An 18,436-nucleotide genomic window follows, 5' to 3' on the forward strand; every position below is an offset into this window, starting at 1 on the left:
CTGAGATTATGTTTACTGGGATTGTGCAGGGCACGGCCGAAATTATCGCCGTTGAAGAAAAAGAGCTGTTTCGTACCCATATTGTGCGTTTGCCGGAAGAGTTATTGCCCGGCCTGGCACTGGGCGCATCGGTTGCGCACAACGGTTGCTGCCTGACCGTGACAGCGATTGAGGGCGATCGCGTCAGCTTTGATTTGATCAAAGAGACATTGCGCATTACTAACCTGGGTGAATTACAGGTTGGTGATATCGTGAATATTGAGCGTGCGGCGAAGTTCAGCGATGAAATTGGCGGTCACTTAATGTCCGGCCATATTATGACCACGGCTGAAATTTGCAAAATTATCCAGTCAGAAAACAACCGTGAAGTGTGGTTTAAATTGCAGGATGCATCGCAAATAAAATACATCCTGCATAAAGGCTTTGTGGGCATCGACGGCATCAGCCTTACGGTTGGGGATGTGACGAAAAGCAAATTCTGCGTGCACCTGATTCCGGAAACGCTGGAACGCACCACGTTGGGAGCCAAAAAGCTGGGGCATAAGGTCAACATTGAGATCGACCCGCACACGCAGGCGATTGTCGAAACCGTTGAACGCGTGTTGGCGCAACGTGAAGCAGCAGCGTTAGCTCACCTCGACGACGCGGAATAAAAGAGAGAAAAAAGGCGCCCGCGGCGCCTTTGTTTTTTGTTTCACGCACAATCAACGTGCTACACGTAATCCGCCATCCTTCCCGCGACTGAATACCACCTGCCACAGCTGAATATCACGCGCACGGAAAGCACCCGCGCAGGCGTTGAGATAGTAGCTGAACATGCGTTTAAAACGGTCGCCGTACTTCTCTGACAGCTGTGGCCAGGCCGCCTGGAAACGCTCATACCAGGCCATTAACGTGGTGTCATAGTCAGCGCCAAAGTTGTGCCAGTCTTCCATGATGAAATGTTTCTCGCTGGCATCAGCAATTTGACGCACAGAAGGCAGGCAACCATTCGGGAAAATGTATTTATCAATCCAAGGATCGACGTTCATATCCGTGGTGATGGCACCAATGGTATGCAGTAAAAATATGCCGTCTGGTTTGAGGTTGCGATCAGCGACGTCAAAATAAGTGGCATAGTTTTTCGGCCCCACGTGCTCGAACATCCCAACCGAAACAATGCGATCAAATTGCAGATTCAAGTCGCGGTAGTCTTGCAGCAGAATGGTGACATCCAGGCCTTCACAGCGCTGCTGTGCCAGTTTCTGCTGCTCAGCGGAAATGGTGACGCCATGAACTTTCACGCCATAATGACGCGCGGCAAACTCCGCCAGTCCACCCCATCCGCAACCGATATCCAGTAGTGTCATACCGGGTTCGAGCTGCAATTTGCGGCAAATCATATCCAATTTGGCGTGTTGCGCCTGTTCAAGCGTTTCCGCGTCTTTCCAGTAACCGCAGGAATATTGCATGAAAGGATCGAGCATCAGCGAAAAGAGGTCATTGCCCAGATCGTAATGTTCTTTACCGACAATCCATGCGCGTTTTTTCGACTGCAAATTGGTCAATCGCGCGGCAGCAATGCGCAATGTATCCTTGAAATGGTGAGGCAGTTGTTTGTCCAGATGTTGTTTCAGTACGCGATGGAAAAATACATCCAGCTGTTCGCAATCCCACCAGCCGTCCATATAACTCTCACCTAAACCCAACGATCCTTCTTGCAAAACACGTTTGAAAAAATCAGGGTGCTTAACCTGAACATCCCAGGGGCGTGTGCCATTGATAGTAACATCAGCGCGTTCCAGTAATTCGCTGACGATACGAAACCAGTGGTTTTCTTCAAGGCTCACTTCTTCTATACACGATGAACTCATAGCTTCTCCATCACCTTTCCGATTTGAACCTGAGGAAATAATAGTCAATTTCCTCAGGCCTGTGAGAGAACTCACGGAAATTCCGTGCGCCACATAGCCGACGTTTTACAGAGGTATGAATCTGAATAGAAATGTCTGGCACAAATCAGGAGAGGAAGATCGTGCAGACGCCATCCCAGCGACAGAGTCGCTTAAAATTAGTACAATTATGTTATTGATTTGTTAAGGTAATGCTGACCCACAGAGTATATGCTCACGTGGGTCAATATTCAACGAGTTATCGTTAGTATGCTAACGAAAGTTATTTCGTTAGTGATTATCTTCGCAGGGACGAGAGTTGTGAGCAACATCACTTTGTGCGCAAGGCGAACGCTGCCAGATAAAGCCAGCCCATGCCAGCACGACCGTCGCCACCATCACCAGGGTCGTATTGTGCAGCGCTTGTGCCAATCCGGCGGAGACGAGCAGGCTGGCAATAAAGCACAGGCCGAGTTGAAACAAGTTCTGTAAACCCGCCGCTTTACCTGTGGCCTGAGGGAAGGGGGCCAAAGCACTGGCAACCACTATCGGGTAAATCGCGCCATTCGCCAGCGCCATGCCGCAGAAAGGTAGCAATAATGCCACTAATGATGGCGCAGGCAGCATGGCGACCACAAACAGACTAAGGATGCTCAGGCTATACACCACCAGCAGCCATGGAAGAAGTTGCGCACCCTGATAACGATTGAGCAGCGCGCGGCAGCCGAAGCCACCAATCAGAAAAGCAACGGTCTGTGGGATATAGCTCAAGCCAATGTCTGCGGGTGTTAACCCTGCTGAGGCGAGAATAAAAGGCGAACCGGTTAGCCACGCGAAAAAACTGGCGGAACAGGCTGAGTAAATCAGCACGTTGCCACTGTATACTCGGGTCTTCAGCAGCGTGAGCCAGCCGGGTTGCGCAACATTTGCAGCCTTAACTTTTTTGGGGGCAGTCAGTTGCAGGGTGCCGATGAGCAGCAAAACGGTGATCGCTGTGAGCGCGATAAAAATACTGCGCCAATGGAAGTGTCCCATCAGCCAGGCACCCAGCAGTGGCGCTAATGCTGGCGAGAGCGCGACCAGAGGCATGATAGTGGCAAATACTTTGTTGGCTTGTGCTTTCGGGTAGCGATCCACCACCAGTGCCTGCCAGCTCACGGCCGCCGCACACACGCCCACTGCTTGTACAAAGCGCAATGCCAGCATCAGGTTGACGTCTGTTACCCACAACATACCCAGACAGCCCAGGGCGAAAAGGGTCAAGCCTGCCAACAAAATCGGTTTACGACCAAAGCGATCCGATAAGGGGCCCCAAAACACCTGCGCACAGGCAAAACCACCGAGAAACAGGCTAAGGCTGGCGCTGATCGTACCCGGAGCCGTGGCGAAATCGCGCTGCATGTCACCAAAAGCGGGCAGATACATATCCGTGGCGAGAAAGCCGAGCATACTCAGCACGGCAAGGTAGGGCAGAAATCCTTTCGAAGACAACATAGTGATTCTCATTGGCAGATTGAACGCCGGGGAGTGTAAAAGAGTGCGTTGTGGTTTGTGAAACGCTAATATTTGCATCTTGCTGTTAAAAATTTTGAAGGCAAATGCATGTGGTCTGAATATGCGCTGGAAGTGGTAGATGCGGTGGCGCGCAGCGGCAGTTTCAGCGCGGCAGCACAAGAGTTGCATCGTGTGCCCTCTGCCGTAAGCTATACCGTCAGGCAGCTGGAAACCTGGTTAGCGGTACCGTTGTTTGAGCGTCAGCATCGTGAAGTCGTCTTGACACCAGCCGGTGAGCATTTTGTCCGGGAAGGACGATCTGTTATCAAAAAAATGCTTGCGACGCGTAGGCAGTGCCAACAGTTGGCGAACGGCTGGCGCGGACAGTTGAGCATCGCGGTGGACTGCATCGTCAAACCCCAGCGCACCCGACAGCTGGTGAAAGATTTTTACCGCCATTTCCCGGATATGGAGCTGATTATCAGCTACGAAGTGTTCAACGGTGTCTGGGATGCGCTGGCCGATGGACGTGTCGATGTGGCGATTGGCGCAACGCAGGCGATTCCGGTTGGCGGGCGGTTCGCCTTCCAGGATATGGGCGCATTAAACTGGCGTTGCGTTGTCAGTCCCGATCATCCGTTGGTCAACCATACAGAATTAAATGATGAAGTGTTGCGTGCCTGGCCATCGCTAGTGCTGGAAGACACGTCTCGTGCATTACCCAGACGTATGACCTGGACTTTGGACAATCAGCGGCGTTTGGTGGTGCCAGAGTGGGAAACCGGCATGGATTGTTTGCAGGCGGGATTGTGTGTCGGCATGGTGCCAGGGCATTTAGCGCGACCACTGTTGGATCAAGGCACGCTGGTGGAATTGCCACTGCCGCAGCCGTTTCCTGACAGCCCATGCTGTGTCAGTTGGTCAGAGCAGCGAGCATCACCCGCGCTGGATTGGCTTCTGGCTTATCTGGGTGATGCAGAGACGCTGAACCACGAATGGCTCAGCGAAACGCGAGGTTAGCGGCGATAGTCGCGGAATGGACCATCGGCAACGGAGCGGCGCTCAATTAAGGTCGGTTGAACCTCAATCGTTTGTGGCTCTTCACGCTTACTGGTGATGCGATCCAGCAACATTTCGAGCGCTTTCTCACCCAACTCAGCCTTCGGCTGATGCACGGTGGTGAGAGCAGGCGTGAAAAAGCGTGCGTTGCGCACGTTATCGTAACCGATCACGGATATATCTTGCGGGACGCGCAAGCCCATCTCATCTGCTGCGCAAATCGCACCCATTGCCATGATATCGCCACCACAGAATACGGCAGTTGGACGCTGTTTCTGGTTCAGGATTTGCTGCATCGCCTGATAGCCTGAATCGGGTTCAAAATCACCCTGCACAATCCACTCTGGCCGCACCATGACCCCGGCTTCATTCATTGCCTGCAGGAAGCCAGCGTGGCGTCCACCGCCCGTGTTGCGTTCAAGCTGTCCCGGGATCGCGCCAATATCGCGGTGACCACGTTCGATCAAATAGCGCCCAGCCAAATAACCGCCGTGGAAAGCATTGTCCTGCACGGTGTCGGTAAAGTCACCGCGTGAAGCGCCCCAATCCATCACCACCATCGGGATATTGCGATTCTCTTCCAGCATTTGCAGCAGGTCATCTGGGTATTCGGAGCACATTACCAACAGACCATCGACGCGCTTCTGCGCCATCATCGAGAGATAGGCACGTTGCTTTTGCAGGTCGTTGTGCGCATTGCCAAGAATTAATGTGTAGCCGCGCTCGAAGCAGTGATTCTCAACCGCTTCAATGATCTCAGCAAAGTAGGGGGCTTCACTTGAGGTGGCCAGCAAACCCAATGTTTTGGTGTGATTGACTTTCAAACTGCGCGCAACGGCGCTGGGGGAATAGTGCAACTCTTTAATTGCTTCCCAAACGGCGTTACGCGTCTCTTCTGCGACAAAACGCGTTTTGTTGATGACATGCGAAACCGTGGTGGTGGAGACACCCGCGCGTTTTGCTACATCTTTAATTGTGGCCATGAAAATGGACCTCCCCGGCTTATCGCAAAGTACTGATAAGTATATTGTTAAACGTTTGCGTCTGCGAAGGGTTTTGCACCCGAAAATTTGGGTCAATGCTGCCTGTTCAGGCAGGAAAAATCGCTTCAGCAGGCTGTAAATACAGCATGCGCAAAATGGGTTGCGCAACGAAAGGCGGCGATTCTAGCAAGCTGGCGCGGATAAGACGAGATTTTTGCCTGACGCTGTGCGAAAATTGTTTTAACCCTAATAAAAGTGTGACTAAGGAGTAGTGATGAGTACAGATCTGAAGCTGGCCCTGATGACCACGGTTGGCGCACTGTTAATGATTATTGCGTTTAGCTTTACGGCCATCCTGCATTAAATAAAAGGGTATAAAAAAGCCGGTGCTGTGAAAGCATCCGGCTTTTTTGTGCGTTGCGCAACGACTAACGAATGGTTTTCGGCGTCATCATGCGGCGTGCGCCGACATAATGCTTCTCCCAGTAATCTTCGCCCAACGCACTAATCTGAATGTCTTTACCGGTCCGCGGTGACTGAATAAATTTACCGTTACCAAGGTAGACACCTACGTGGTCGGCAGTGCCACGATTGTTAATACGGAAGAAGACTAAATCGCCTTTTTCGAGCATCTGACGCTTAATCGGTGCCGCATCATGCAAGTGATACATCTCATTTGCAGTGCGCGGGAATTTGTATTTCACTAAATCTTTGTAGGCGTACCATACCAGACCACTGCAGTCGAAACCTGTATTCGGCGAGGTGCCCCCCCACTGATAAGGTTTGCCCAACTGGCCCATCAACTTGGTCATCGCTGTTTCACGCGCCTTTTGATAACGCTGGCGGTGTGATTTGCTCATGCGAATGCCGGTCAGCTCCAGCGCTTCATCATCAACTTCACGCGTTTTTTTGGCTAAGCGTTGATGACCATATTTCTTTGCTGGAGATTTCAGCAGGGATTTCTTGCGGGTGGTTTTGTGCAGCGCGGTTTCTGTCTTGCTTTGCTTCTTCAGTTTGAGTTTTTGCACCGTAGTAGACAGGCGAGACTTTTTAGCCGTAGTTTTCACCGGACGTCGCTTGCGGCGCTCATCTTCACGCGCGCTTTTTTTCTCAGCATTATGCAAACTGGCGTTGACGGGCGCATGCGGTGAAGCAGAGGCCACATTAACGAACAGTTGGGCGAAAGCCAGTATGATAAGCGTAATCAGTAAACGCATAGTCCGGTTACAGGTTAAGCAGTCTGATAAAAAAACAGGCCGCGGCTACGTAAGAGAAATCTGATCAACGATCAGCGCCGAAGTGATTCTAATCCACTTTTTTTCCAAAAGGTAAGGCCTTTTTCTATTAATCTGTTACACGGCTTATTCTGTTGTCTTAATGAGCAATTTCAGCTGGTTAACGCAGCGAAACTATTGCTAATTATTAATTTGTTCATGCCTTTTAATGATATGAAAATGTTATTGAAGTTGGCGGAACTTAACAAACATGGCGATTCGCAGGTCGCGAACGCAAAATCCCGTTTTCAGTGCAGGCCTGAAGTCGCTACAATAAACAAACACGAAGTGATGCTTTAAGGAAGGCAATAATGAGTACTGTTGAAAAAATTCAGCGCCAGATCGCAGAAAACCCAATCCTGCTGTACATGAAAGGTTCCCCGAAACTGCCTAGCTGCGGTTTCTCTGCGCAAGCTGTGCAGGCACTCTCGGCCTGTGGTGAGCGCTTCGCCTACGTCGATATTCTGCAGAACCCGGATATCCGTGCCGAATTGCCAAAAATCGCTAACTGGCCAACCTTCCCGCAGTTGTGGGTGGATGGTGAGCTGGTCGGCGGTTGCGACATCATCGTCGAGATGTTCCAGCGTGGCGAACTCCAGCCGCTGCTGAAAGAAACCGCTGAGAAGTATAAAGAAGCGGAATAAGTGAAAAGGCCGACAAATGTCGGCCTTTTCTTTGGTTGCTGATCAGGCCGACGCGTCGTCTTCTGCCTGCTCATCATTAAACGCCAGCGGCCAGCCGCCCAAACGTTTCCAGCGATTCACCAATTCACAAAACAGCGTTGCCGTTTGCTCGGTATCGTACAGTGCGGAGTGAGCCTGCGTGCTGTCGAAATCCATCCCCGCAGCCTTACAGGCTTTAGCCAGAACGGTCTGACCCAACACCAAACCACTCAACGCTGCCGTATCAAAGGTGGCAAACGGATGGAAGGGATTGCGCTTCAGGCTGGCGCGCTCGGCAGCGGCCATCACAAAGTTGAGATCGAAAGTGGCGTTGTGCGCCACGATAATGGCGCGATTACAGCCGTGATCTTTGGTGCCTTTACGCACCATTTTGAATATCGCATGCAGCGCTTCATATTCGCTCACCGCACCGCGTAATGGGTTGGTCGGGTCAATGCCGGTAAAGGCCAGTGCCGCCGGGTTAAGAATCGCGCCTTCGAACGGCTCCACGTGAAAATGCAGGGTTTCATCACGGTGTAACCAGCCATCTTCATCCATCTTGAGCGTGGTGGCTGCAATCTCAAGCAGCGCATCGGTTTGTGCGTTGAAACCCGCGGTTTCGACATCAATCACCACAGGATAAAAACCACGGAAACGTTGATGGAGAGCGTTTAAGGCGTTCGAATCAGACATCAGGATCTCATAGCTGGAAATGGGGCAGCGCGCATTATGGCAAAAAATACAGCGGGGTGCAGCAGGAGAGGGAGGTCAGCCCGCAAATTAGCAGGCTGACAAACGGGACTAATGACCGAGGCCGTGACCGGCATGTTTGTTTTCGATCAGCTCGATTTTGTAGCCATCGGGATCTTCCACAAACGCAATAATGGTGGTGCCACCTTTGACCGGGCCCGCTTCACGGGTGACGTTACCGCCCACGCTGCGAATGCGCTCGCAGGTTTCCGCCACGTTATCTACGCCCAGAGCAATATGACCATAGGCATTGCCCAGGTCGTATTTATCCACGCCCCAGTTGTACGTCAGCTCAATCACCGCGCCTTCGCTCTCTTCGGTGTAGCCAACAAATGCCAGGGTGTATTTGTATTCGGTGTTTTCGCTCTGGCGCAGCACGCGCATGCCCAGCACGCGGGTGTAGAAATCGATTGAGCGTTGCAGATCGCCAACACGTAACATGGTGTGAAGTAAACGCATAACATCCTCTTTTTAAAAGTCATCAGGGAATGACAAAGACTATCATGTATAGCCAGTTAACGCCCTGAAGAAACAGCACTGCCGCACATCCGGTGCGGCAGCTTGATTCTTACAGGGTTGGATAATCAGTGTAGCCTTCTGCGCCGCCACCGTAGAAACTTTCCGGACGCTGCGGATTCAGCGGGGCGTCTTGTTGCAGGCGAGCCACCAAATCAGGGTTAGCGATAAAATCGCGACCAAAGGCCACGGCATCGATCAGGCCGCGAGCAATCAGGTCATCCGCTTTCTCAACGGTATACGCACCGGCACCAATGATCACGCCAGGGAAGATCGCGCGCACTTTCTCACGGAAGGCGTCGCTGTAGGGCTGACCACCGGCCCAGTCTGGCTCAGAAAGGTGCAAATACGCGAGGCCACGTTTACCCAGTTCCGCGATATACCACAGCGCCGCTTCTTCTTCATCCGGGCCGTTTTCCAGATTCTGGAACGCGCCAATCGGTGATACGCGAATACCGATACGATCGGCAGACCAGTTGGCAATTGCCGCATCGACCACTTCTAAGGCGAAACGGCCACGCTTCTCGATGGAACCGCCATATTCATCGGTGCGCTGGTTAGAACCCGGCGCCAGGAACTGGTGCATCAAATAACCGTGCGCAGAGTGCAGCTCCAGCAAATCGAAGTCGGCTTCACGCGCGTTGGATGCGGCCTGGCCAAAGTCTTTTACGATCTGCTGAATTTCCGCCACGCTCAGTTCACGCGGCAGGGAAGTATCTTCACGATAGACGCTACCATCTGCAGCGCGCAGAGAGGTGCGGGTACCGGCTGCCAGTGCGGAAGGGGCAACCGGCGCTTTGCCTTCTGGTTGAACGCTATTATGCGAAATACGGCCGGTATGCCACAACTGTACGGCACTGTGACCATGGGCAGCATGAATGCTCTCGTTGACCACTTTCCACGCGGCAATTTGTTGTTGCGTATGCAGACCTGGCGCGCCTGCGTAGCCTTTCGCCTGGAAAGAAATCTGCGTGGCTTCGGTGATGATCAAACCGGCGCTGGCACGCTGCTGGTAGTACTCAGCCATCAGCGGGGTCGGAATATCGCCCGGCTCAATGCTGCGCAGACGCGTCAGCGGGGCCATAAATACGCGGTTAGGTACGGTAATCGCACCCACTTTAAGCGGGGAGAACAGCTGTTTACTCGCCATGATGACTCCTGTAAGTAGACCGGTCGTCTAGAAACTGCGGTTTTTAAAAATCAGTAGCCAGTTAGCCACTGTTCGATGGTTTCGAGTGCCAGGCTAATCGGGCCTGGCTCACGGGAAATTTTGCTCTGTAGACTGGCACCGAGCCACAGCAAATAGCAACGTTGCGCCAGTTGCTGGGGCGTTTGCCCGAAAGGTAGAGCCTGTTCAGCTGCGACTTCGGTCAGACAGCGCGCATAGGCGGCGATCATCGCGGTTGCGCCATGTTGCAGCGCATCACGCATCGGCTCGGACAGGTCACACACTTCTGCTGATAACTTCACGCCAAGGCAGCCGACGATATGGCCCTGTTCGGTAAACAAGGTTTCACCATAGCGGAAGTGATTGAGCAGTCGTTCACGCGCGGGGATACCGGGCTGATTCAGTTGCTGCTCAACCTGCTGCAGATAGTTAACGAAATAGCGCTCCAGCAGCGCGACACCGAAAGCTTCTTTTGAGCGAAAGTAGTGATAAAACGATCCTTTCGGCACTTCCGCCAGCGCCAGCATCTCGCTCAGGCCCATTCCGGTAAAACCGCGTTGCAGGCAAACCTGCTCGCCAGTAGCGAGCAGATGTTCACGGGTTTCGTTGCGTTGCACAGTCTTGTTCATGGGCAGCAGGTTATTAGACCGGTCGGTCTAATGCAAACCTTATCCAACATGTTGGCACGATCTGATCATATCCAACTGCGGTTGATACTCGCTTGTCTGGACGTTGAACATGCCTAAAACCGTATGGAAAAGATTATCTTGCGACACTTTTTCGCTCGCAGCCTGCTGACGTAAACAAGACTCATCAATGTGGTAGGTCGCGGCATAACCCGGTGACATCCACATCAGTAAGGGGATGTGCGTTTGCTGTGAAGGAGCAAACAGATAAGGTGCACCGTGCAGATACATGCCGTGTTCACCAAGGGATTCACCGTGATCGGAGAGATACACTAACGCCACATTAAAGCGGTCGCTTAAGGCTTTGAGTTTATCAATCGTGCGACTCACCATATCGTCGGTGTACAGCAGCGAATTGTCATAGGTGTTAACCAGCGCCTGATGATCGCAATCCTGAATCTGATTACTGTCGCAGGTGGGTGTAAAGCGACGGAATGCCGCTGGATAGCGCTGGAAATAGGCCGGACCATGGCTGCCCATCTGATGCAACACAATGATGCCGTCGTTATGCAGGCTGTCTACGTAATTATCGAAACGGTGCAGCAGCACATCATCCAGGCAGAAACCGTCGTGACAATATTGCGGCAATTTCCACTGTGTCATATCGGTGTGCGGGACGCGGTCGCAGGCACCTTTACAGCCACCATCGTTTTCACGCCACAGCACGCTGACACCCGCGTGTGCCAGGATATCCAGCACGCCTTCCTGATGATGCGCTAAATTGGCATCGTAATGTTCGCGCGGCATATTTGAGAACATGCAAGGCACTGAAATCGCCGTTTCGGTACCGCAGGAACTGGCATTAGGATAATAGATAACCTGCTGTTTTTTCAGCTCCGGATTGGTTTCGCGTGCATAGCCGCCCAGTGAGAAATTCTCAGCACGGCCGGTTTCACCCACCACCAACACTACCAGCGTTTTCTTCTGGGCTTGTGCGATCAGCGGGCCTTTCTTCGCATCCAGACCCAATTTCACCAATGCCTGGCTACCTTGCAGATAGCGCTGGTCGACGTAGTGACCGGTGCCGCTGACAATGTTGGCCGGGGTGATCATTTTCACCAGCCCTTTATTGTTGCGGATCAGCGAGGCGTAATCTTTATAGAACAGCACCGCCATCAACAGGATAAGCAAGATGGCTCCCAGTGCACCGGCAAGACGTTGCAACAGGCTCCACCACCAGCGTTGTCCCGTTTTAATCCGCACCAGACAGATTACCGCGACGGGCACGAGGCCCATCAGCACCATCCACACCACATAACTGCTGCTGATCAGTGCCCCGGCTTCTTGTGCATCAGACTCAAACACGTTTTCAATCATGTTGGTGTCGATTACCGTGCCGAAGCTGTGCATGAAGTAATTGGCCGCCGCACTGACCAGCACTAAAACGATCAGCAATGGCTTGCGAACATAGGGCCACGCCAGCAGCGAGAAAATCAGATAAAAAGCCGATGCCAGCACCACAGGAATGCTGGCCGCGAACAGATAATCATGCAGGCGATCATAAGGGATGATCTCCCAGGCCCGCAGCAGAAACAGGGCGTTGAGCACTAAGGTAAAGAACAGGGCGGCAATCAGATTAAAGCGGCTGGCATGGCACTGTGGCTTGATCGGGAATTTCATGAAAACTCAACAGCAAAATGGAATGTGACAATCGTATGAATTCAATATGAGGAAAACCTTAACGTTCCTTAAACACTAATGTTCTAAAGGTTTACCTGCAGCGATCATTGGTAAATATCCATTACCGCCAGAGGTTTCGATTGAAATGTCGACAAATGGCGTTTGCACTTTGCACAATATGACTAAGCTGTTATCAATAAGGCGTGTGTGGTTAACACTGGAGTGGATGTGGCCGAACAATTAGAGTTCTTCCCGGTTCCCAGCCCCTGCCGCGGAATTTGCCAAAGCGATGCGCGGGGATATTGCCGTGGCTGCCTGCGTAGCCGTGAAGAGCGTTTTAACTGGATGAAATTCACTGATGCTGAGAAACGTGATGTGTTGCGTTTATGCCGCCAGCGCTGGTTACGTCTGCATCGCCAGCAAAAAGTGGATGAAAATCATGATCCGGAACAACCGTCGCTGTTTTAAGAAAACGACGATTGGCCTTTCCGTTATACTCCCGAGCTGACGATCCGGATTCGTATCTAAGGGAGTGTATCGATGTTACAACAGCAAACTATCGCCCCACAGGGCCCCCTGTTTTCGCCGCTGATTGTTGGCTACTGGCGCCTGTTGGAGTGGGGGATGACACCGCAACAGGTGGTAGGCTTTATTGAGCATCACCTGTCATTGGGGATCACCACCGTCGACCACGCCGATATTTATGGTGATTACGGCTGTGAGGCGGCATTTGGTGCCGCACTGCGTCTGGCGCCGGGACTGCGTGAAAAACTGCAGATCGTGACCAAGTGCGGTATTGCCACTCGCGCAAAACCAGAGCACAAAATTGGCCACTACATCACTGAAGCCAGCCATATTCTGCACAGCGCTGAAAACTCGCTGCAGCATTTCAACACCGATTATCTGGACCTGCTGCTGATTCATCGTCCGGATCCGTTGATGGACGCGGATGAAATTGCTGAAGCCTTTATGGATCTGCATCAGAGCGGCAAAGTGCGTCATTTTGGTGTGTCTAATTTCACCGCTTCGCAGTTCACGCTGTTGCAATCGCGCCTGCCGTTTAGCCTGGTGACCAATCAGCTTGAGATCTCGCCGCTGGAACAATCCAGTATTCTTGATGGCACGCTTGACCAGTGTCAGCAACAGCGCATGCGCCCGATGGCGTGGTCATGCCTCGGCGGGGGGCGTCTGTTTAATGACCCTGTTTATCAACCGCTGCGCGATGAACTCGAGCAAGTGAAGCGCGAAACGGGCGCCAGCAGCATTGAGCAAGTGGTGTATGCGTGGGTAATGAAGCTCCCTAGCCGGCCATTGCCGATTATCGGTTCGGGTAAAACCTCGCGCGTGGCAGACGCGGTGGGTGCCTGTAATCTGACGTTGGATCGTCAGCAGTGGTTCCGCATACGCAAAGCGGCTATCGGTTATGATGTGCCCTGAAACGTAAAACTAAGTCAAATTACGGCAGCCCGGCGCATTCCAGTTTAGGATTAATGGGCATCTTAACCGTAAGGAGACGTTATGAAGAAAATCCTCATTGCCGCTGTGGCACTGGCCTGTGCCACAGCAGCACAGGCCGCTTCTGAAGAGGTCACGCTGCATGAAGTGACCGCGCAAGGTATTGGCGCGGCAATTGGCAAGGTGACGATCAGTGAAACTCCGTATGGCCTGCAGTTCGCGCCCGCGTTAACCGGACTCAAACCGGGTATTCATGGTTTCCATGTCCATGCCAAAGGCAGTTGTGAACCGGCAACGATAGAAGGAAAAGCCGTTGCTGCGGGAGCCGCTGGTGGGCATTTTGATCCGCAGAATAGCGGGAAACATCTGGGGCCTTATGCTGACGGGCATTTAGGTGATCTTCCTGCTATTTACGTCACTGATGATGGTAAAGCAGATTATCCAGTAGTCGCCCCGCGCATTAAAACGCTTAGTGAAATTAAAGGCAAAGCGTTGATGGTGCATGTAGGGGGCGATAACCATGCCGATCATCCGCAACCATTAGGTGGCGGCGGTGCGCGTTTTGCCTGTGGTGTGATTTAATCGTCAGGCGGCAGATAACCTGTCGCCTTTCTCTCTGCGCTACGAAAAATTCTGCACCACTTTCCCGCTACACTCTACGCCCTATCCATCCTATGATGTTGATTCAGGAATAAAACCGCTCAGGGGCTGGAATGAAAACGCGTGGGATTTTGCTGTTATGTTTTTTGCTGACAGGGTGTGACCAACCTAATGAGACACAGCTAAGGTTGGACGCCAGTCGGCAGTTACAGCGTACCATTGATACCAATCCATTGCGTGGCAGTTGTGAGAGCATCGCCCGTGGACGAGAGTGGTTAACGCCGCGTACCTTAGAGCAGTTGGAGGCCAAAGGCTGCCAGAATGTGTTGCGCAGCGCCACTGAAACCAATTTCACCCACACTGAAACCTTCCACCGTGCCCTGACTACCGTCTGTGGCGGTATACAAGGCAAAAGCTTCACCGGCACCACCCTTAATCGCCGCTTTATCTACTCATCAGATGAAAAAGCGCTGGTGATTGAACCGATGACCGATCAGGACAAAACCCGTTTTGAGGGGCACAAAACCTTGCAGCAGCTGCAGGACGATTTTGATCGTCAGATGACGCAATACTGCCAGTAATCAATCCGGCACCGCCTGGCTTAACTGCGCCAGAGAGCAGCGCAAGCGCCATAAAATCCCGGCGAGCGTGTTGGCTTCACTGTCTGGCTGTGTTTGCAGTTGTGAAATCATGGCTTCCAGCTCATCCAGTGTGGCCTGCAAGGAGGTGTGACGCACTCCGCGCAGGCTCATAATCCTCTGCAGATCTTGCAAGCTGCTGTCTCGCACCTGAGCCAACGTGGCGGAGGCAGGCTGCCATTCACGCAGTTGCCAGACGATATGGGAACAGTTGAGCAACACCACGCCCCAGCGCAGCAGCCAGACACGTGCCTGCTCATCCCGGCTATTGCTCAACTGGCTGATGTGATGATAAATCTGCGATTCAAAATGACTTTCACTCAATCGCGGATGTCGACGCAGTTGGTCGAGAAAGGCATGACGTAACGCGCGGATATGGCGACGGCTGCGACGAGCATCCGAACTGGGGCGCAACACCTGGAAGGCCATCCACGCCAGCATGACGCCGCACACTTTTGCCAGGTTATCGTTGAGGAAACTCTGGTAATCCCAGTCCGGCGGGTTCGTTACCGCAATAAAAGACCCCATGAAGACAATAAACTGGCCCCACATTCCGGCGCGTTTTTTCTGCTGCAGTTTGAAAAGTTGCAAGGTGATCAGCAGGGGAAACAGCACCAGCAGGAATTGCCACAAAGCGCTGATTTGCACCATCAGACCAAACTGCAGCAAAAAACTAAACAGCGACAGCCATAACAAGGTTTTGAGTAACAACGACACGCTGCCGCTGGGTGAGGGCGCAGAGGAGTAGAGCACGCAGGCAATGGCGGTGAGCGTTAATGCCGCGGCACCGGCATCCCACTGGGTGCCAATCCAGAAGGCGCAGCCGAGCATGATCACGCTGAAGGTGCGCAACGCGCTCCAGCCGGCTTCAGCACTGTCACTCTCGCGGGCTAGCGAGGGGGCATAAGGCGGTTGAAAACGGGTATCGGCATCGGCGCGTTCAATCAGGCGAATCCAGCGATTGACGTTAAGATAGACCCAGCAGAAATAGCGCAGGCGCTGTACAAACGCACGCTGACGAAAATCGCCCGTCGCTTCAGGGGTAATGCTGCGCAAAATCAGCGCCAGGCGATACTTGTCGCACTGGGGCAGTGCCAGTTCATGCAACAACTGCTGAATGGCGTGATACAGTTCCGGTGGAGCATCCGGCCAGTTAAGCAGCATGCGGCGCAGGCTGGAGAGCACACTGGTGAGGCGCAACTGCTGATGCAGGACATAGTTGAGCACATTGTTTTGGCGTCGATAGCGGTAGTGGCTCCAGAACGCCTGAATACGCAGCAGGTTCATGGTTAGAATCTGGCTAATGACATTTTCATGCGCGGTGCGCACATTGTCAGTACTGCTCTCTTGTAACAGCAGCACCGCGTGGTCGAGCAGACGCGCATGCATCTGACGTAGCGAGGTCATTAAGGTGTTGCCATCGGAGGTGCTGGGCAAAATCATCATCATCAGCCCGGCGCAAAGAATGCCTGAAATCACCTCGCACACCCGCGCTTGGGTGATATCCCATAGTTGAGTAACGTCCGTGATATTCACGCTGCTGAAGGCAATAATGGCAGCGGTATAACCGGCCAGAGAAAAAGCGTAGGCGACATTATTTTGGTAGTGGTTGGCAATCCAGGTACAGAAAGCCAGCCAACCGGCCATAAAGAAGGCAAACAGCCAGGGTTCGTTCAGGGTATGGCCCGCAATCAGCAGAGCAGCCGTGGCACCGAGCAGACTGCCGACGATGCGTCCTAAACTTTTGCTGATGGCGCCACCCACCGTGGGAAAGCTTACCACCGCAGCAGAGGTCATGGCCCAGTAGGGCTCGTCGAGCTGAAGGGCATAGGCGATGGTCAGCGCCAGACACATGGCGATGGCATTGCGCAAGGCATAGCGCCATTCGCCGCCGGTTGCCTTAATCCACGGCAGGTTTTGCCAGGCCAGCCACTGCAAATTCATCCTGACCTCAGTGCGCAATCGAAATGGTGCAAGTGGTGCCAGCCACCAGCGGCACGTCATCGGGAATGGCGTCTAAGCGAATTCGCACCGGTACGCGCTGTGCCAGACGTACCCAAGGCACGTTGGGTTTGATATCGGGGACCAGTCCGCTATCGGTCGAGACGCTTTGATCGTAAATAGCCCGGCCAATACTTTCCACTTTTCCCTGCAACCTTGTGCCATTGCTGTACAGCACGATATCCGCTTGCGCACCCGGTTCGATATGGCGCAATTTGGTCTCTTCGAAATAACCCATCACGTAATAAGAGTGGCTATCAACCATCGCGAACAGCGGTGTGCCTGCCGTGGCGTAATTGCCTGGGCGTAGTGTGAGATTACTGATCCAACCGTCGGTGGGTGCAGTGATGGTGGTTTGCTGCAGATTCCAACGTGCCTGATCGAGGCTGGCCTGGGCCGCTTTGGTGGTGGCTGCCGCGGCGTTGGCCGTCAGTCGCGCGGCATCCATATCCTCTGCGGAGATGACGTTACGCGGCAGGCTGGCTCGACGATTGGCCTCATGCTGAGCTTTGGCCAGGTCAGATTGTGCCTTGGCCAACTGCGCGTCGGCATTATCCAGCGCAATTTGCCATGGCACGGGATCGATCTTCAGTAGGGTGTCACCTTTGTGCACAAACTGGTTATCGCGGACGGCGAGTTCAATGATGCGGCCAGACACTTCCGGGGTGATATCCACCAGTTCCGCGCGCACTTTGCCATCACGCGTCCAGGGGGATTGCATGTAGTAATTCCACATCCACCAACCGGCAATCAGGGCCAGGGCAAACACCACCAGGGTGGAAAAGTATTTAAAAGGGTTGAATTTCATGGTGATTTATCCGAGGCTCAGTATCCACAGTGCGCCAGTGACGCACAAAACGAACAGGGAAAGATCCATCAAGGTGGGATGCCAGATGTCGCCAGAGTAAATCCAGCCGCGTAGCAATGGGTGAATCAGTAACCAGAAGAAGAAACCCAACAGCACAGCTTTGAACAGCGGCGGAAAGAACAGCGAAGCACCGAAAACCAGGTCGGTAAGCGGAGCGGTGGCGGAAAGTGCGGTTATGGACACGTGTCATCATCCTTCTTTGTCCCAGGTTGTCTCTCAAAGAAGCGTAGAAGAGAGCGTGCCGTCTGGCCTGAGATTTGTAATTTGTCCTGTAAACTCGCAGAATAGTGTAAAATCTGGCTTGATAGCTAGCAAGCTAATTATAAGGAGATGAAATGGATACGCCCCTCGGAACAGACCTGTCTCGCCTGGTACGCATTTGGCGTGCCTTGATCGACCAGCGTTTGAAGCCGCTTGAGTTAACACAAACGCATTGGGTGACGTTACACAATATTCATCAACTCCCGCCAGAGCAGTCACAGATCCAACTGGCGAAGGCCATCGGCATTGAGCAGCCTTCATTGGTGCGCACGCTGGATCAGCTCGAAGATAAAGGGTTAATCACCCGTGCAACTTGCGCCAACGATCGTCGTGCCAAGCGCATTAAGCTGACCAAGCAGGCTGAACCGATTATCGAACAGGTCGAGAGCGTGATTGATGCTACGCGGGATGACATCCTCTCCGGCATCAGCCTGGAGGAGATCAATCAGATGGTAACGCTGATTGCTCGACTGGAAAAAAATATTCTCGAGTTACAAAACCGCGAGAAATAAAAAAACCGACGCGCTGGC

At 52.8% G+C, this 18,436-nt stretch carries 21 protein-coding genes; 9 read left to right on the forward strand and 12 right to left on the reverse strand.

The genetic code is table 11. The annotated features are described in order from the left end of the window. Positions 1-8 precede the first annotated feature (8 nt). Positions 9-653 carry a riboflavin synthase gene (locus tag QMZ30_RS13125; RefSeq protein WP_058972790.1) on the forward strand — a complete coding sequence of 215 codons (645 nt, stop codon included), beginning with the start codon at positions 9-11 and terminating at the stop codon, positions 651-653. Positions 654-704: 51 nt separating this feature from the next. Here the strand turns inward: QMZ30_RS13125 and cfa are convergent, their stop codons facing one another. Both cfa and punC read right to left on the reverse strand, forming a co-directional pair. Next, complete coding sequence (gene cfa, locus QMZ30_RS13130; protein ID WP_282996996.1) at positions 705-1,853, reverse strand: cyclopropane fatty acyl phospholipid synthase; 1,149 nt, start codon at positions 1,851-1,853, stop codon at positions 705-707. Positions 1,854-2,162: 309 nt separating this feature from the next. Then, on the reverse strand, positions 2,163-3,365 hold the full coding sequence (gene punC, locus QMZ30_RS13135; RefSeq protein WP_283227709.1) for a purine nucleoside transporter PunC: 1,203 nt from the start codon (positions 3,363-3,365) through the stop codon (positions 2,163-2,165). Positions 3,366-3,473: 108 nt separating this feature from the next. Between punC and punR the strand changes: the two genes are divergently transcribed. Then, positions 3,474-4,385, forward strand: coding sequence for a DNA-binding transcriptional activator PunR (gene punR / locus QMZ30_RS13140; RefSeq protein WP_283227710.1), 912 nt, complete (start codon positions 3,474-3,476; stop codon positions 4,383-4,385). Here punR and purR read toward each other — a convergent pair. Further along, positions 4,382-5,407 carry an HTH-type transcriptional repressor PurR gene (gene purR, locus QMZ30_RS13145; RefSeq protein WP_283227711.1) on the reverse strand — a complete coding sequence of 342 codons (1,026 nt, stop codon included), beginning with the start codon at positions 5,405-5,407 and terminating at the stop codon, positions 4,382-4,384. The genes punR and purR overlap by 4 nt on opposite strands. 274 nt (positions 5,408-5,681) lie before the next feature. Here purR and cydH point away from each other — a divergent pair, with 274 nt between their 5' ends. Further along, entirely contained in the window at positions 5,682-5,771 is a 90-nt protein-coding gene (gene cydH, locus QMZ30_RS13150; RefSeq protein WP_097119278.1) for a cytochrome bd-I oxidase subunit CydH, read from the forward strand. A 64-nt stretch (positions 5,772-5,835) separates the two neighbouring features. Here cydH and QMZ30_RS13155 read toward each other — a convergent pair whose 3' ends face one another. Then, positions 5,836-6,624: a C40 family peptidase gene (locus QMZ30_RS13155; RefSeq protein WP_039335803.1), complete on the reverse strand. Its 789-nt coding sequence runs from the start codon at positions 6,622-6,624 to the stop codon at positions 5,836-5,838. A gap of 365 nt (positions 6,625-6,989) precedes the next feature. Between QMZ30_RS13155 and QMZ30_RS13160 the strand changes: the two genes are divergently transcribed. Continuing rightward, positions 6,990-7,325 (forward strand): Grx4 family monothiol glutaredoxin, encoded by a 336-nt coding sequence (locus tag QMZ30_RS13160; protein WP_197063369.1) that lies wholly within the window; start codon positions 6,990-6,992, stop codon positions 7,323-7,325. Positions 7,326-7,367: 42 nt separating this feature from the next. On the opposite strand, the gene rnt is transcribed toward QMZ30_RS13160, so the two are convergent. The 5 genes from rnt to eptA form a co-directional block, all read right to left on the reverse strand. Further along, a complete protein-coding gene (gene rnt, locus QMZ30_RS13165) occupies positions 7,368-8,036 on the reverse strand; it encodes a ribonuclease T (RefSeq protein ID WP_283227712.1) in 669 nt (222 codons plus the stop codon). Positions 8,037-8,144: 108 nt separating this feature from the next. Then, on the reverse strand, positions 8,145-8,552 hold the full coding sequence (gloA, locus tag QMZ30_RS13170) for a lactoylglutathione lyase (RefSeq protein ID WP_034821634.1): 408 nt from the start codon (positions 8,550-8,552) through the stop codon (positions 8,145-8,147). A 109-nt stretch (positions 8,553-8,661) separates the two neighbouring features. Beyond that, the gene (locus QMZ30_RS13175) at positions 8,662-9,759 is read right to left on the reverse strand and encodes an alkene reductase (RefSeq protein WP_039335810.1); all 1,098 of its coding nucleotides are present in this window, start codon (positions 9,757-9,759) and stop codon (positions 8,662-8,664) included. Positions 9,760-9,809: 50 nt separating this feature from the next. Then, a complete protein-coding gene (locus tag QMZ30_RS13180; RefSeq protein ID WP_283227713.1) occupies positions 9,810-10,406 on the reverse strand; it encodes a TetR/AcrR family transcriptional regulator in 597 nt (198 codons plus the stop codon). 39 nt (positions 10,407-10,445) lie between these two features. Beyond that, a complete protein-coding gene (eptA, locus tag QMZ30_RS13185; RefSeq protein ID WP_283227714.1) occupies positions 10,446-12,083 on the reverse strand; it encodes a phosphoethanolamine transferase EptA in 1,638 nt (545 codons plus the stop codon). A 228-nt stretch (positions 12,084-12,311) separates the two neighbouring features. Here eptA and QMZ30_RS13190 point away from each other — a divergent pair, with 228 nt between their 5' ends. The 4 genes from QMZ30_RS13190 to QMZ30_RS13205 all read left to right on the forward strand — a co-directional run bounded on the left by QMZ30_RS13190 (position 12,312) and on the right by QMZ30_RS13205 (position 14,719). Further along, complete coding sequence (locus QMZ30_RS13190) at positions 12,312-12,551, forward strand: DUF1289 domain-containing protein (protein WP_039335816.1); 240 nt, start codon at positions 12,312-12,314, stop codon at positions 12,549-12,551. A 72-nt stretch (positions 12,552-12,623) separates the two neighbouring features. Next, positions 12,624-13,520 (forward strand): aldo/keto reductase, encoded by an 897-nt coding sequence (locus QMZ30_RS13195; protein WP_283227715.1) that lies wholly within the window; start codon positions 12,624-12,626, stop codon positions 13,518-13,520. 81 nt (positions 13,521-13,601) lie between these two features. Beyond that, complete coding sequence (sodC, locus tag QMZ30_RS13200) at positions 13,602-14,120, forward strand: superoxide dismutase [Cu-Zn] SodC (protein WP_283227716.1); 519 nt, start codon at positions 13,602-13,604, stop codon at positions 14,118-14,120. A gap of 131 nt (positions 14,121-14,251) precedes the next feature. Further along, positions 14,252-14,719 carry a hypothetical protein gene (locus QMZ30_RS13205; RefSeq protein ID WP_283227717.1) on the forward strand — a complete coding sequence of 156 codons (468 nt, stop codon included), beginning with the start codon at positions 14,252-14,254 and terminating at the stop codon, positions 14,717-14,719. Here QMZ30_RS13205 and QMZ30_RS13210 read toward each other — a convergent pair whose 3' ends face one another. Genes QMZ30_RS13210 through QMZ30_RS13220 form a run of 3 tightly spaced genes read right to left on the reverse strand, consistent with a single transcriptional unit; the run spans position 14,720 to position 17,828 of the window. Further along, positions 14,720-16,720 carry an FUSC family protein gene (locus QMZ30_RS13210; protein ID WP_283227718.1) on the reverse strand — a complete coding sequence of 667 codons (2,001 nt, stop codon included), beginning with the start codon at positions 16,718-16,720 and terminating at the stop codon, positions 14,720-14,722. It abuts the gene before it with no gap. Positions 16,721-16,727: 7 nt separating this feature from the next. Then, a complete protein-coding gene (locus QMZ30_RS13215; protein WP_283227719.1) occupies positions 16,728-17,585 on the reverse strand; it encodes an efflux RND transporter periplasmic adaptor subunit in 858 nt (285 codons plus the stop codon). A 6-nt stretch (positions 17,586-17,591) separates the two neighbouring features. After that, positions 17,592-17,828 carry a DUF1656 domain-containing protein gene (locus QMZ30_RS13220; RefSeq protein WP_039334194.1) on the reverse strand — a complete coding sequence of 79 codons (237 nt, stop codon included), beginning with the start codon at positions 17,826-17,828 and terminating at the stop codon, positions 17,592-17,594. Between the two features lie 152 nt (positions 17,829-17,980). Here QMZ30_RS13220 and slyA point away from each other — a divergent pair, with 152 nt between their 5' ends. Further along, on the forward strand, positions 17,981-18,418 hold the full coding sequence (slyA, locus tag QMZ30_RS13225; RefSeq protein WP_039334192.1) for a transcriptional regulator SlyA: 438 nt from the start codon (positions 17,981-17,983) through the stop codon (positions 18,416-18,418). Positions 18,419-18,436: the final 18 nt, after the last annotated feature.

The organism is Pantoea sp. EA-12, assembly GCF_030053355.1.
In the GTDB taxonomy this organism is placed as follows: domain Bacteria; phylum Pseudomonadota; class Gammaproteobacteria; order Enterobacterales; family Enterobacteriaceae; genus Pantoea; species Pantoea vagans_C.